Source organism: Mycoplasma anseris ATCC 49234 (assembly GCF_000702805.1).
GTDB lineage: Bacteria > Bacillota_I > Bacilli_A > Mycoplasmatales > Metamycoplasmataceae > Metamycoplasma > Metamycoplasma anseris.
Window position 1 is genome coordinate 26,253 of sequence record NZ_JNJX01000009.1, and the last position, 15,223, is coordinate 41,475.

The following is a 15,223-nucleotide window of genomic DNA, read 5'->3' on the forward strand; positions in this document are numbered from 1 at the left end:
ATTAATCCCTCTCTTTGTTTTCTTTCATTAAATAAAATTGATAACGGTAAGCAACCGAAGCAGACATTTCAAAAGCATTTATTAAGTCATAAATGTTTTTATTAACTTCTTCATTTCTTTTGTCTTCAAATGGGTTTATATATTGTTTTGCTAAATGGAAAAGTAATGATGAAGTTGCTTGATTAAAAGAAATAGCCCCAGTTTTAAGAATTCATTTTTCTCATTCTTGTCGGTTGATAATTCCAAACTTTTGAGTTTTGGTGTCTCTTCTATTTGCTTTGGTGGCAAACATTTTTAAATTAGCTCTTCGCATTAATAAATTTAGATCCTCAATAATAATGTCGTTATCACAATAAATAATGTTTGTGATTTCCTCAGCATTAAAAGCAATGTGGTCAGCATATTTTTCAAATATAGTTTTATTAGAAGCTTCTAGTAATTGAATTAGCTTTTTATTAATGTTGTTTCTATTTTTGATAGTCAAAAAGTTTTTAATATCTTCACAAAGTTGATAAACATATATAGTTCCGTCATCCAGTAAAAAGATCCTTACTCAACTGGAGTTGTCAATCATGCCAGCGTCAAACCCGTCAAAAATCCCTAATATTTTTTTATTCTTTAAAATTTTTGAAGTTTCATTAATTATTATGTTTTTATTAATTTTTCCTTCTTCATTAAAAATTATGTCTTTCAAAAAATAACTTTGATTACTCGTATCATCCATAAAGGTAAAACCACAAATGGTAATTAATCACTTTTTATAATTTTGTTTTTTAAGTTGTTCTGCTGCTGCTCTTTGTAATTTAGAGAATTGTTTTTCCGGAACAAAATTTTTATGATACATAGTGACGATAATCCCAATATCTTCAAAATCTTTGTCCTCTTTTTGAATAAAACTTTTTTCATTAAGTTCAGTTAAAACACTATCATTTAATTTATTTTGTGAATTTACTAAAGGGATTACTTTGTTGTGATAATCCTTAATTAAAAAGTGTTCGATTGTGAAAATGTTGTATAAAAATTTAAGTTTGATTTTAAAGTTATCAGGTGCAGCTAATCTCTCTATGGTGTTTGCTCTTAATAAGGGCAATTTTTCTCTTTGGATATCATAAAACTCTTCTAATTGGTGAGTTTGTTTTTTGCTATCACTTGGATCTTCAATTGGTTCATCAATTACTAATTCTCCCCAAAAGAAATCGTTTTGTTTTAGGGTTATCCCTTGAAATGCTTGCATACTTTCTCAGTTCTCGAAAAGAATGCACCGACCCGCTCCTCCGTCATCATAAACTCAATATAAACCACTATCAAAAATTTTAAAAAATGGGGTAAAATCCAAATTATGAACATTTTTTAAAAAACTTAAAACCTTTTCGAAAGTAGGTCGTAATGTTTTTTTAATGTGGTTATACTGGTTACGGCACCATAAACTACAGAAATTAATTTCATTAACAATTCTATAAATGCTTATAACAGCTTGCCCAAATGATTTTGATACCCCTTTTGCTCCTGCATGGATTTCTATAACTGAATTTGATTTAAATGCCTCATATGCTGGGTTTGCATCTAAATCAGTGTATTTTAAAATTTCATATAATTTTTCTTCAGTAAATTTTGGAGGTTTGATATTAAGGTTAAAATCCAAATCCATTTTTTACCTCTATTTTTGGGCTGCTTCTATTTCAGTTTTTAATTCTTTGTAGCTGACTTTTGGGGTTTCTGATTTGCCTTCACTTCTTCATTGCACTTTTTTGACGTTTAAAGTAGGTTGATATGTTTTTATTTCTCCTTGCTTTTTAAGCTCCATATTAAGCTCACCAGAAATAATCACCTGTTCTCCAGCACTTAAAGTTTTAAAGACATTAATAACTTCTTCATTAAAAGTAAAACACCATAAGAAAAATGGGGCACTGGTAGAACTTGAATTAAATTTCCCTAAAAAACCCGAATAAGTTTTCTGCTCTTCTTCTTTGTAAAATGCTTTTAAAATGGGTTCTTTAAAAACTTCAACAGCTAAAACTAAATTATTCATATTCCTCCTTTTCCATATCAAGTTTTATTTCTTTCATGGTTTGGTTTTTTAAATTAAACTTTATAAATCCATTGGCATGTTTACCATGACGGTTTTTCTTAATTGTGAATTTTAGAATTTTTTTATTTTCATCTATGTCTATGTAATTTCAAATAAATGCCACAACATCAGCATCCTGCTCGATTGTTCCGCTATCTCTTAAGTCGCTTAGCATAGGTTCACCATCTTCATATTTGGCTTTCATTGTTCTTTTTTCAAACTCTCTTGAAAGTTGACTAACTGCTAAAATTGGTATGTTGTAGGTTTGCGCTATAACTTTTAAACTTCTTGAAATGTAGCTAACTTTTTCATACTCTTTATTTTTGCTTGCCCTTGAAGAGTTTAATAATTGGATATGATCGATAACAATAAGATTTATTTTTTTATTTTCCTTTACAAAATTTTTTATTTCTTTTTCAAGTCCCTCGATTGTTAAACTTGGCAAATCTATAAAAATTAAGTTTTGTGGGTTTTTGATTATTCTTTTTGTTTGCTTTAATCTTTTTGCCATTTCCATAGCAGTCATTTCCAAACTTATAAAAAGCACCACTCCGTCACTTCTCTGATTATTAACGTTTATGGCTATGTTTGTAACGAATGTCGTTTTGCCTACGCTTGGTCTTGCTGCTAAAATATAAAACTTATCTTTTTGTAATCCATTTGTTACTTTGTCAAAACTTTTAAAATGGGTTAATAACTTTTCTTGGGGGATTGATTTTAATAGTGCCATATGTTTTTTTAAAGTTAAGTAATTTACTCCATTCATTTTTTTCTCCTTAGGTTAAAAGGGAACACCCCTTATTTTTTTTCTACCCCCCTTGAAGGGTAAAATGTAGCTTTTCTTTCCAAAATTTAGCTTTTTGTATACAAAAAACTACAAAATGTTATATAATACATTTGCTTTTATTAGCACAAGTAGATTCATTTCTCACCTTAGGGATTTTTCTCTGGGTTGCTACAAGAAAGATTTTTGTAGTTTTTGGGAAGTGGATAAACCACTTTTTTATTTATTTTAAGGAGAAAGTTATTAAAGAATTAGATACACAAAATGGACATGAAAATCGTCGTCCAAAATCAGAACACGTTGTCAACAATGCCATTCCTTTTAAAAAGGTTTTTGTCATTGGTCCAAACGGTGAAAAAATCGGGGTTTTAACTAAAGAAGAAGCAATTGAAAAAGCTAGAGATTACAATATGGATTTAGTTTTAATTGCTTTAGAAAACAATAAACCGATTACAAGAATCATAGATTATGGCAAATTCAAATACGACAAAAAGAAAAAACAAAAAGAAGCCAAAGAAAAACAAACTGTTACTGTAAATCGTGAAATTAGATTAACTCCATTAATTGGAACTCATGATTTAGAAACCAAAGCTAGAAAGGCAAGAGAATTCATTTTAGATGGAAATCGTGTTAAAGTTTCAGTTAAATTTAGAGGTAGAGAACGTTCTAGAACCGATTTAGGTGAAGACACATTAAAAAGATTTTTCTCATTAGTTGAAGATATTGCCAAGATATCTAAAGAAGCAACCATGCAAAATGATCGTTTTCTTGATATGTATATTGAAAAAGATAAACGTAAAATCGAAGCTTTAAAAAATAACGAAAACTCTGAAAATCAAGGAGAATAAAATGCCAAAAATGAAAACAAAAAGTGCTCTTAAGAAAAGAATTAAGATCACAGCAACCGGTAAAGTAAAACGTGGAAATGCCTATAGATCACATTTAGCTCAAAATAAAACCACAAAACAAAAACGTCAATCTCGTAAATCATCATCATTATCACATTCAGATTTCAAAAGATACAAAGAAATTATTTAATAATTTAGAAAGGAATCGTTATGAGAACTAGAGGTGGAATAGTTACAAGAAGAAGACGTAGTAAATGAATAAAATTAGCTAAAGGTTATTGAGGACACAAATCAATTGGATATAAAGTTGCTAAACAAGCAGTTGTTAAATCATGAACATACGCTTTTAGAGACAGAAAAAACGTTAAAAGAGAATTTAGAAGATTATGAATCGCTCGTATTAACGCGGCTGTAAGACCATTAGGTTTATCATACTCAAGATTAATTGAAGGATTAAAAGCAGCTGATATCAAAGTTAATAGAAAAATGTTATCTGAATTAGCAATTAATTATCCAACAGCATTTGCACAAATCGTTGAAAAAGCTCAAAAAGCTTTAAAAAACAAATAATTTAAATCGGGTTATCCGATTTATTTTTTATTGGCATTAAAAAAATAAATAACTTTCCTAATAAATTCCTAATATTATAAGTTTAAAAAATAAAACTTATATAATTTTGAATATGTTAAATAAATTAAAAACTATGAATTTAAAAGAGGTTTATAAAACATAAAAAAATTGAAACATTAAAGATTATTTGAAGTTGTTTATACAAGAGGAGTTAATATTCCGGAGGTAATAATTGAAAATATTGGTTTAAATTAAGCTACTAGAAAAAAACCAAGATTTTCGATAATAAAAAAATTATTGAACCATATAACATAAAACCATATGCTATTTTTTTGTGAACAAAACCAAAAAATAAGAAAATTACCGCCAAGAAAATACTTTAATTTTCAAAGATTTCCAAAGGAATTTAAATTACCAGAAATTGCTAATTCGCATTTATATAAACAAGCTGGTAATAGTGTTTCAGTATCAGTTATTAAAAGAATTGCTTTGAAATTAAAAGAAGTTTTAGAAAAGGAGCGTAATGAATAAAAAAAGAGTTGTTTTAGGAATGAGCGGTGGAGTTGATTCTAGTGTTTGTGCTTATTTATTGCAAAAACAAGGTTATGAAGTAGTTGGGCTTTTTATGCGTAATTGAGATTCATTTTTAAACAATGATATTTCAGGTAATGAAAATATAACCCAAGATATTTGCCCACAAGAACAAGATTGACAAGATGCTAAAGCAGTAGCTGAAAAATTAAATATTGAGATTTACAGAATAGATTTTATTAAAGAATATTGAGATCATGTTTTTACTTATTTAATCAATGAATATAAAGTTGGCAGAACACCAAACCCCGATATTTTTTGTAATAAATACATAAAATTTAATTATTTTGCTAAATATGCTTTTGAACAATTAAAAGCCGATTTTATAGCAATGGGGCATTATGCTGAAGCAATTAACGGTGAACTTTTTAAAGCAATTGATGAAAATAAAGATCAATCTTATTTCTTGGCCCAATTAAACAATGAACAATTAAAAAAAGTGATTTTCCCTTTAGCTAAATTAACAAAACCTGAAGTAAGAAAAATTGCTGAAGAATTAAACTTGGCAACCGCCAATAAAAAGGATTCCACCGGAATTTGTTTTATTGGGGAAAGAAGATTTACACAATTTTTAACTAATTATATTCCAGCTCAACCTGGCAATATTATTGATATAGCCAATCATCAAATTGTGGGAAAACATGTTGGAGCAATGTATTATACAATTGGGCAACGAAAGGGTTTAAATTTAGGTGGCTTTGAAAAACCATATTTTGTAGTAGGACATAATATTAATAAAAAAGAATTGTATGTAGCCAATGAAGATCATCCAGAATATCTTTTATCAGATAAACTAATTGCTATTAATTTCAATCAAATTGCTTACGAATATAATTTAAATAATTTAACTGCTAAATTTAGATATCGTCAAAAAGATATTCCAATCAAACTAAAAATCTTAGCAAATAACCAAATCGAAGTATTATATCCAGAAACAGAAGCAGTCACCCCAGGTCAAGAAATTGTTATCTATGATAATAATAAGGTTGTTGGTGGTGCTATAATTGATAAGATATATTTCCATGAACAACAAAAAACTTATCTATAAGGAGTAAAAATGTTAACTTCAAAACAAATTAGACAGATGTGATTAGATTTCTTTGAATCAAAAGGACATCTAGTTGTTGAATCAAAATCATTAATTCCACAAAATGATCCATCATTATTATGAATTAATTCAGGGGTTGCCACTTTAAAAGATTATTTCAGTGGTAAAAAAATTCCACCTTCAAAAAGAATTACTAACTCACAAAAATCAATTAGAACTAATGATATTGAAAATGTTGGTGTTACAGCAAGACATCATACCTTTTTTGAAATGTTAGGTAATTTTTCAATTGGTGATTATTTTAAAGAACAAGCCATAGCTTATGGATATGAATTTATCTTTGATGTTTTAAAGCTTGAAAAAGAAAAAATTTATATTACTTATTATGGTGAAGATTTAGACACGTATAATGCTTGAATTAAAAACGGTATTGATCCTTTGCATATGATAAAAGGAACTAGAGATACTAACTTTTGAGACGTTGGTCAAGGACCTTGTGGACCCGACACAGAAATTTTTTATGATCGTGGCGAAAAATATGATAAACGGGGAGTTGAACTTTTAAAAGAGGATATTGAAAATGACCGTTTTATTGAAATTTGAAATATTGTTTTTTCACAATATAATAACGATGGTGAAAATAATTACACAGATTTAGCCACCAAAAACATTGATACTGGAGCCGGTTTAGAAAGAATTACTTCAATTATGCAAGATGCTCCAACCAACTTTGATACCGATTTATTTTTGCCAATCATTAAAGAAGTAGAAAAACTAGTTGATGTTAAATACGATATTCAAAACTACTTTACAAAAGATAAAGAACAAACTAAAATTAATACTAAATTTAAAATAATTGCTGATCATATTCGTGCTTCAGTAAATGCTATTAATGATGGGGTGACTCCTTCAAATGCAGGACGTGGTTATATTATAAGAAGATTAATTAGAAGAGCATATCGTGCCGGCATTTCATTAGGCATTAAAGAAAAACATTTCTTATATAATTTGGTTTCAATTGTTAAAGATTCTTTAATTTATGATATTGATATTGAGACTGTTAAAGAAGTTATTAAGAATGAAGAAGATTTATTTGCCAAAACAATTAATGATGGTGAAAAATTATTAGAACATGAAATTGCTAAAAATGGCACAATAACAGCTGCTATTGCTTTTAAAATGTTTGATACCTATGGTTTTCCAATTGAATTAACAAATGAAATATTGTCTGAAAAAAATATAAAAATTGATATTAAAGAATTTAATGAATTTTTAAAACAACATCAAGAAAAGTCAAGAGGAAATGTTGAAGTTGGAATGCAAAAAGTTATTAATTCATTATCTTTAATTAAGGATTTTTGCAGCGAATTTATTGGCTATGAATATTTAGATTCAACTTCAAAGATTTTATACTTATTAAATGATGAACAAGAAATTAGTTCAACCATTGAAGATGAAATTAGTTATGTAATTTTAGACAAAACTCCATTTTATGCAACAAGCGGGGGACAAAATCATGATTTTGGATATATGATTCAAGGAAATAACGAAATTGAAGTATTAGATATTTTTAAAGATAAGTTTTGAAACCATGTTCATAAAGTAAAAGGAAAAATTGACAAAAATCTTCCAATTGAATGTCATGTTGATTCTGAAAAAAGAATCAATTTTGCAAGAGGTCATTCTGCAACTCACTTGATGTTTCATGCTTTAAGAGGAACTTATCCAAATGAAAAAATTGAACAATTAGGTTCTAATATTACTCATGAACATTTTACTTTTGACTTTGGTTTAGATCATCGTCCAACCAAAAGCGAAATAAGACAAATTGAAAGTATAATGCGTTCATATATTAAAAGAAACGAAAAAAGAAATTATATTATTACAACTATTAAAAATGCACAAGATATGGGTGCTTTTATGACTATTGAAGAATCAGAATATCATGATGCAAATAAAGTAAGAGTTGTAGAATTTGAAAACATTACTAAAGATTTATGCGGTGGTACTCATGTTCCACAAACAAGTGTAATTGAAGATTTTAAAATTGTGGGAGTTGATTCTAAAGGAACAGGAGTTTATCGTCTAAGAGTTGTTACTTCATTTAATTTTGTTCATGAATATTTAGATGCTGAAATTCAAACTGAATTGGATTTATTAAAAACTTTAATCAGAAATAACCAAGAACTAGATTCTAAATATGACAAAAATCTTCCAGATTCAAAAGCAAAAACCACAACTGAAAAAGAATCATACATGCTCGAACTAGAAGCCATTGAAGAAGAAATCAGAAATGATTACCGTGCTTTATTAAAACAAAAACAAAATGAAACAGTGGATGTATCAAATTACAAACCTGAAATAGTAAACCAAAAATCAATTTATTTAATTGTTGAAAATGATACAAACCATGTAAGAAAAGCTGTTGTGCAACTACGTGAATTAAATCAAGATGCAATTGTAATTGGACTTTCAAACACCAAAGAAGATAATTACTATTTAATGGTTGCTTCGAAAACCTTTAATTCATTAGATTTATTTAAACAAATTACTGCTAAATTAAATGGAAAAGGTGGTGGAAATCCAATTGTTGCCCAAGGTTCAATTACTACAAACCAAAATTTAGATCAAATTCTAAACATTATTAAAGAAATAATCTAATGCGAAAAATTTGTTTAGATTTGGGAACAAAAACTTGTGGCTTTGCTATTTCTGATCCATTGGGGATTATTGCCACTGGTTTAGAAAATTTCCGCTTTGAGGAAAACAACTTTTTAAGAGTCATTGAAAAATTAAAGGATTATATAAATTCTAATAATTATAAAAATAACATTGATGGAATTGTATTAGGATACCCGTTAAGAATGGATTTATCAAAAAGTGAAAGAACTTTAATGGTAGAACAATTTAAATTGCTATTAGAAAAACATTTTGATTTACCCATTTATTTACAAGATGAACGTCAAAGTACAAGAAATGCTGAAGAAATTTTGATTAATGCTGGCTGAACAAGAAAAAAAAGAAAAACTAAAAAAGACTCTTTAGCAGCCCAACTTATATTAGAAGACTTTTTAAGGAAGAATGATGGAAAAACAGAAATTTAATTTATTTGTGGAAGAAAGAAAAATTCAAATTAATAATGAAACATTTTATATTATTTTAGAATTTGAAGAAAATGGAGATCATTATTTAATTGTTACAAATAAAGATGTCATAATTTCTTTCAAAGCTGACCCAAAAAATCCAGAAAATCTTTTGCCAATTTATGATGAAGAAGCAAAAGAATTAGAGATCATTGAAACAATTATCAACGATTATTATGATCATAATCTCTTATTAGATGAAGAAGGAAATGATTTTTTAGCTAGATTTTTTGAAGATCAAGAAGAGGAAGAAGAAATTATTAACTAATGATTAATTATGCCCAAAATGTTTTAGGAAAAGAATCTTCACTTTCTGATAAAACGAGATTAATTTTATTGATTACCGGAATTATTGCTTTGGTAATTGCTATTGTTGGTGTTGTTGTTACATTATTAATAAGAAAGAAAATGCTAAAAAAATATTTAATTTTGGATGAATTAAACGAAATTAAAAAATTAAAATATATTAACCCAAATTATGGAATGGTTTTAGATGGAATTAAAAAAGAATATCAAAATATTGATGGCGATTTCTTTGTAGCATTTTTGGTTAATTGCGTCTATTTAAATAAGTTTAATCGCATTTATGTGGAAGATGATAGTGATTATTTAGCTATTTCTATTTCTGAATTAACCCAAAAACCAGTTTATATTAATAATAATGTAAAAGAAAGTCATTTTTTGACTCTAAAACCTATTTTACAATCAACCAATTTAATAACAAATAGTGCAATTAAAGATTGAGACTTATTAGTCATTAACAATAATAATGATTTTATTAATAGTATTAAACAAAATAAAGATTTTTTAAATGATAATGGCATGATGGTTTTAGTATTTAATCAAATTAAAGAAATCAAAGAACAAAAACTTCTAATTTCAGAATTAGGTTTTAGATACGAAACATTGAAAATAAAAAATAAAAATGTTATACTATTAGCTAAGAATTCAATTAAATCTATGGTTGAAGAATCTAATAATTAAAAGGAGAGGATGTATGTCAGAAGAAAATAAAATTTATTTGACTTTAGAGAGTCTAAAACAATATGAAGAAAAATTAAAATATTTACAAGAAGTAGCTCGTCCACAAGTAATTGAAGAAATAAAGGAAGCTAGAAACCAAGGTGACCTTTCTGAAAATGCTGAATATGATGCTGCTAGAGATAAACAAGCTGCAATTGAAAATGAAATTTCTGAAATTCAACACATTTTAGATAATTGTGAAATTATTTCTGAAAATACAAAAACTACAGTTGTAAGAATTGGTTCAACAGTTAAAATCATTTCATTAAATAATAATAAGGTAATGGATGTTCAAATTGTAGGTGCTTTAGATGCAGATCCTTTTAATAATAAAATTTCCAACACTTCACCACTTGCTAGAGCAATACTAGATAAACAAGTAGAAGAAACAATTGAAGTAGATGCTCCTAAAAAATATAAAGTGAAAATTTTAGAAATAAATTAAAAATTTAATGTAAAATAAATAGGCATTTATTTTTGAAATCCTATTTATTTTTTTATTAGCAATTAAAAACAAAATAAAAAAATTTTTTGAACTAAATGTAAAAAAATATAGTACAATATTAAAAGCGACTTTAAAATAATCGCAAAAAAGTTCTTTGAAAACTGGATACGAATATACCATAACGTCAATTTAATAATTTTATAATAATCAAAACTTTTTAAGAGTTTGATCCTGGCTCAGGATGAACGCTGGCTGTGTGCCTAATACATGCATGTCGAGCGGGGTCTTCGGACCTAGCGGCGAATGGGTGAGTAACACGTGCTTAATCTACCTTTTAGATTGGGATACCCAATGGAAACATTGGTTAATACCGGATACGCAGAGAATCGCATGATTCTTTTGTGAAAGGAGCCTTAAAGCTCCACTAGAAGATGAGGGTGCGGAACATTAGTTAGTTGGTGAGGTAATGGCTCACCAAGACTATGATGTTTAGCCGGGTCGAGAGACTGAACGGCCACATTGGGACTGAGATACGGCCCAAACTCCTACGGGAGGCAGCAGTAGGGAATATTCCACAATGAGCGAAAGCTTGATGGAGCGACACAGCGTGCACGATGACGGTCTTCGGATTGTAAAGTGCTGTTATAAGGAAAGAACACTTCAATGAGGAAATGCTTTGAAGCTGACGGTACCTTATCAGAAAGCGATGGCTAACTATGTGCCAGCAGCCGCGGTAATACATAGGTCGCAAGCGTTATCCGGAATTATTGGGCGTAAAGCGTTCGTAGGTTGTTTATTAAGTCTGAAGTCAAATCCCAGGGCTCAACCCTGGCTCGCTTTGGATACTGGTAAACTAGAGTTAGATAGAGGTAAGCGGAATTCCATGTGAAGCGGTGAAATGCGTAGATATATGGAAGAACACCAAAGGCGAAGGCAGCTTACTGGGTCTATACTGACACTGAGGGACGAAAGCGTGGGGAGCAAACAGGATTAGATACCCTGGTAGTCCACGCCGTAAACGATGATCATTAGTCGGTGGAGAATCACTGACGCAGCTAACGCATTAAATGATCCGCCTGAGTAGTATGCTCGCAAGAGTGAAACTTAAAGGAATTGACGGGGACCCGCACAAGCGGTGGAGCATGTGGTTTAATTTGAAGATACACGGAGAACCTTACCCACTCTTGACATCCTTCGCAAAGCTATAGAGATATAGTGGAGGTTAACGGAGTGACAGATGGTGCATGGTTGTCGTCAGCTCGTGTCGTGAGATGTTTGGTCAAGTCCTGCAACGAGCGCAACCCCTATCTTTAGTTACTAACAAGTAATGTTGAGGACTCTAGAGATACTGCCTGGGTAACTGGGAGGAAGGTGGGGATGACGTCAAATCATCATGCCTCTTACGAGTGGGGCAACACACGTGCTACAATGGTCGGTACAAAGAGAAGCAATATGGCGACATGGAGCAAATCTCAAAAAGCCGATCTCAGTTCGGATTGGAGTCTGCAATTCGACTCCATGAAGTCGGAATCGCTAGTAATCGCAGATCAGCTATGCTGCGGTGAATACGTTCTCGGGTCTTGTACACACCGCCCGTCACACCATGGGAGCTGGTAATACCCAAAGTCGGTTTGCTAACCTCGGAGGCGACTGCCTAAGGTAGGACTGGTGACTGGGGTGAAGTCGTAACAAGGTATCCCTACGAGAACGTGGGGATGGATCACCTCCTTTCTACGGAGTACAATTCTCACTGTTATGGAAATAAAATTTGTATCCAGTTTTGAGAGAACTTTCTCTCAATTGTTCTTTGAAAACTGAATATAGACATTGAAATTTATTAATATTTCAAAGTTTAGATCAACCTATAGAATATTTATAGACATACAATAGGTCATACAAAATTTAAAAACTATTAAACAAGATAAGAGTTTTTGGTGGATGCCTTGGGTCTGGAAGTCGATGAAGGACGTGATTACCTGCGATAAGCCTCGTTTAGTTGGAAATATACTGTGAAACGGGGATTTCCGAATGGGGAAACCTAATTGAATTAATCCTCAATTACCATATCGATGAATTCATAGTCGAATGGAGAGACACGCTGTGAATTGAAACATCTCAGTAGCAGCAGGAAGAGAAAATAAAGAATGATTCCCTTAGTAGTGGCGAGCGAAAGGGGAAAAGCCCAAACCAACACTTGTTGTTGGGGTTGTAGGACTATCTTTCAAAGTTATAAATCTTACGTATAGCAGAATAAGTTGGAATGCTTAAACATAGAGGGTGAAATTCCCGTAAGCGAAATACGTAAGACTTTTGATAGTATCCTGAGTAGGGCGGGGCACGTGAAACCCTGTCTGAATCTGCCGGGACCACCCGGTAAGGCTAAATACTAACCAGACACCGATAGTGAACTAGTACCGTGAGGGAAAGGTGAAAAGAACCCCGGGAGGGGAGTGAAATAGATTCTGAAACCAATTACTTACAGTTAGTCAGAGCCCGTTAATGGGTGATGGCGTACATCTTGCAGAATGGACCGGCGAGTTATGTCAACATGCAAGGTTAAGTGGATTAAAGCGAAGCCGTAGAGAAATCGAGTCTTAATAGGGCGCTTTAGTATGTTGATATAGACCCGAAACCAGGTGATCTACCCATGAGCAGGTTGAAACTTAGGTAACACTAAGTGGAGGACCGAACCGTAGTACGCTAAAAAGTGCCCGGATGACTTGTGGGTAGGGGTGAAATTCCAATCGAACTTGGAGATAGCTGGTTCTCCTCGAAATAGCTTTAGGGCTAGCGTGTAACGTTAAATGATGGGGGTAGAGCACTGAATATGGAATGGCGGCGCCTAGCCGTACTGACTATAATCAAACTCCGAATACTATCATGTATTGTTATGCAGTCGGTACATCGGTGATAACGTCGATGCACGCGAGGGAAACAACCCAGATCGTCAGCTAAGGTCCCAAAATTGTGTTAAGTGAGAAAGGTTGTGGAGTTTCTTAAACAGCTAGGATGTTGGCTTAGAAGCAGCCATCGTTTAAAGAGTGCGTAATAGCTCACTAGTCGAGAGACTCTGTGCCGATAATTCAACGGGACTAAAACACAATACCGAAGCTACGGGCATGAAAATGCGTTAGAGGAGCGTTGTAAGTGCATTGAAGCCAGACTGTGAAGACTGGTGGAGCGCTTACAAGTGAGAATGCCGGTATGAGTAACGATTCAGAGTGAGAATCTCTGACGCCTATTGGGGAAGGTTTCCTGGGGAAGGTTCGTCCACCCAGGGTTAGTCAGGGCCTAAGGCGAGGCTGAAAAGCGTAGTCGATGGACAACAGGTTAATATTCCTGTACTTTCTTGAATGTGATGGAGTGACGGGGGAGGATATTCCTACCACTTATTGGATTGTGGGGTAAATAATAACTGGTCAGTGTAGGCAAATCCGCACTGTATAACCGGGAGTTATGATGCATAGTGAAAGGGCAACCAAGTAGCGAATTGGCTGATTCCATACCTCTTAAAAAAGCTTCTAACTTAAGTTCTATGAAACCTGTACCGAGAACGGACACACGTCCCCAAGATGAGTATTCTAAGGCGAGCGAGAAAACCAATGTCAAGGAACTCTGCAAAATCATCCCGTAAGTTCGCAAGAAGGGATGCCCATGGTAATTCATGGGCCGCAGTGAATAGTAAGGGGGAACTGTTTATCAAAAACACAGCTCTATGCTAAGTCGCAAGACGATGTATATGGGGTGACTCCTGCCCAGTGCCCGAAGGTTAAGCAGAGGTGTTAGCTTATGCAAAGCATTAATGTGAAGCCCGGGTGAACGGCGGCCGTAACTATAACGGTCCTAAGGTAGCGAAATTCCTTGTCGGCTAAATACTGACCTGCACGAAAGGAGTAATTATCTCTTAACTGTCTCGACATTGGACTCGGTGAAATTATGGTTCCGGCGAAGACGCCGGAGACCCGCATCTAGACGAAAAGACCCCATGGAGCTTTACTATAACTTCATATTGGAGTTTGATTTAACATGTGTAGGATAGGTGGGAGACTATGAAGTAAGGACGCTAGTTCTTACAGAGTCGCCGTTGAAATACCACCCTTGTTACGTTGAACTTCTAACTTGTTGCCACGATCTGGCAAGAGGACAGTGTGTGGTGGGTAGTTTGACTGGGGCGGTCGCCTCCTAAAAGGTAACGGAGGCGTTCAAAGTTACACTCAGTACGGTCAGAAACCGTATGTAGAGCATAAAGGTAGAAGTGTGATTGACTGTGAGACCTACAAGTCGAGCAGGTGCGAAAGCAGGACTTAGTGATCCGGCGGTACTTCGTGGAAAGGCCGTCGCTCAACGGATAAAAGCTACCCTGGGGATAACAGGCTTATCTTTCCCAAGAGATCACATCGACGGGAAGGTTTGGCACCTCGATGTCGGCTCATCGCATCCTGGAGCTGGAGTCGGTTCCAAGGGTTGGGCTGTTCGCCCATTAAAGCGGTACGCGAGCTGGGTTCAAAACGTCGTGAGACAGTTTGGTTCCTATCTGATGTGGGCGTTGGAATATTGATGAGAGCTACTCTTAGTACGAGAGGACCGGAGTGGACGTACCGATGGTGTTCCAGTTGTTCTGCCAAGAGCATAGCTGGGTAGCCAAGTACGGCAAGGATAACCGCTGAAAGCATCTAAGCGGGAAGCCCCCTCAAAGATGAATA

General features: G+C 32.9%; 13 protein-coding genes and 2 rRNA genes. 12 read left to right on the plus strand and 3 right to left on the minus strand.

Going from position 1 to position 15,223, the window contains the following annotated elements:
- Position 1: 1 nt before the first annotated feature.
- The 3 genes from T401_RS07040 to T401_RS0102585 are packed head-to-tail and all read right to left on the minus strand — an operon-like array spanning position 2 to position 2,834.
- A complete protein-coding gene (locus T401_RS07040; protein ID WP_033178935.1) occupies positions 2–1,648 on the minus strand; it encodes a hypothetical protein in 1,647 nt (548 codons plus the stop codon).
- 9 nt (positions 1,649–1,657) lie between these two features.
- The gene (locus T401_RS0102580) at positions 1,658–2,029 is read right to left on the minus strand and encodes a hypothetical protein (RefSeq protein ID WP_033178936.1); all 372 of its coding nucleotides are present in this window, start codon (positions 2,027–2,029) and stop codon (positions 1,658–1,660) included.
- Entirely contained in the window at positions 2,022–2,834 is an 813-nt protein-coding gene (locus T401_RS0102585) for a DnaB-like helicase C-terminal domain-containing protein (RefSeq protein ID WP_033178937.1), read from the minus strand. The genes T401_RS0102580 and T401_RS0102585 overlap by 8 nt, the downstream gene beginning before the upstream one ends.
- 131 nt (positions 2,835–2,965) lie before the next feature.
- Here T401_RS0102585 and infC point away from each other — a divergent pair, with 131 nt between their 5' ends.
- From infC to T401_RS0102645, 12 genes are all read left to right on the plus strand, one after another.
- A complete protein-coding gene (infC, locus tag T401_RS0102590; RefSeq protein ID WP_241848927.1) occupies positions 2,966–3,700 on the plus strand; it encodes a translation initiation factor IF-3 in 735 nt (244 codons plus the stop codon).
- 1 nt (position 3,701) lies between these two features.
- Positions 3,702–3,890 (plus strand): 50S ribosomal protein L35, encoded by a 189-nt coding sequence (gene rpmI / locus T401_RS0102595; RefSeq protein WP_033178938.1) that lies wholly within the window; start codon positions 3,702–3,704, stop codon positions 3,888–3,890.
- A 20-nt stretch (positions 3,891–3,910) separates the two neighbouring features.
- The gene (gene rplT, locus T401_RS0102600) at positions 3,911–4,270 is read left to right on the plus strand and encodes a 50S ribosomal protein L20 (RefSeq protein ID WP_033178939.1); all 360 of its coding nucleotides are present in this window, start codon (positions 3,911–3,913) and stop codon (positions 4,268–4,270) included.
- Between the two features lie 321 nt (positions 4,271–4,591).
- Positions 4,592–4,801, plus strand: coding sequence for a DNA cytosine methyltransferase (locus T401_RS0102605; protein ID WP_033178940.1), 210 nt, complete (start codon positions 4,592–4,594; stop codon positions 4,799–4,801).
- A complete protein-coding gene (gene mnmA / locus T401_RS0102610; RefSeq protein WP_033178941.1) occupies positions 4,794–5,909 on the plus strand; it encodes a tRNA 2-thiouridine(34) synthase MnmA in 1,116 nt (371 codons plus the stop codon). The genes T401_RS0102605 and mnmA overlap by 8 nt, the downstream gene beginning before the upstream one ends.
- A 9-nt stretch (positions 5,910–5,918) precedes the next feature.
- Entirely contained in the window at positions 5,919–8,570 is a 2,652-nt protein-coding gene (gene alaS, locus T401_RS07045; RefSeq protein WP_033178942.1) for an alanine--tRNA ligase, read from the plus strand.
- The gene (ruvX, locus tag T401_RS0102620) at positions 8,570–9,013 is read left to right on the plus strand and encodes a Holliday junction resolvase RuvX (protein WP_033178943.1); all 444 of its coding nucleotides are present in this window, start codon (positions 8,570–8,572) and stop codon (positions 9,011–9,013) included. The genes alaS and ruvX overlap by 1 nt, the downstream gene beginning before the upstream one ends.
- Positions 8,994–9,320: a hypothetical protein gene (locus T401_RS0102625; RefSeq protein ID WP_033178944.1), complete on the plus strand. Its 327-nt coding sequence runs from the start codon at positions 8,994–8,996 to the stop codon at positions 9,318–9,320. The genes ruvX and T401_RS0102625 overlap by 20 nt, the downstream gene beginning before the upstream one ends.
- Entirely contained in the window at positions 9,320–10,036 is a 717-nt protein-coding gene (locus T401_RS0102630; protein WP_033178945.1) for a BC85_0335 family putative methyltransferase, read from the plus strand. Before T401_RS0102625 ends, T401_RS0102630 begins: the two co-directional genes overlap by 1 nt.
- Before the next feature lie 13 nt (positions 10,037–10,049).
- Positions 10,050–10,520 (plus strand): transcription elongation factor GreA, encoded by a 471-nt coding sequence (gene greA, locus T401_RS0102635; protein ID WP_033178946.1) that lies wholly within the window; start codon positions 10,050–10,052, stop codon positions 10,518–10,520.
- A gap of 213 nt (positions 10,521–10,733) precedes the next feature.
- Positions 10,734–12,251 (plus strand): 16S ribosomal RNA (locus T401_RS0102640).
- Positions 12,252–12,431: 180 nt separating this feature from the next.
- Positions 12,432–15,223 (plus strand): 23S ribosomal RNA (locus T401_RS0102645); the annotation flags it as partial.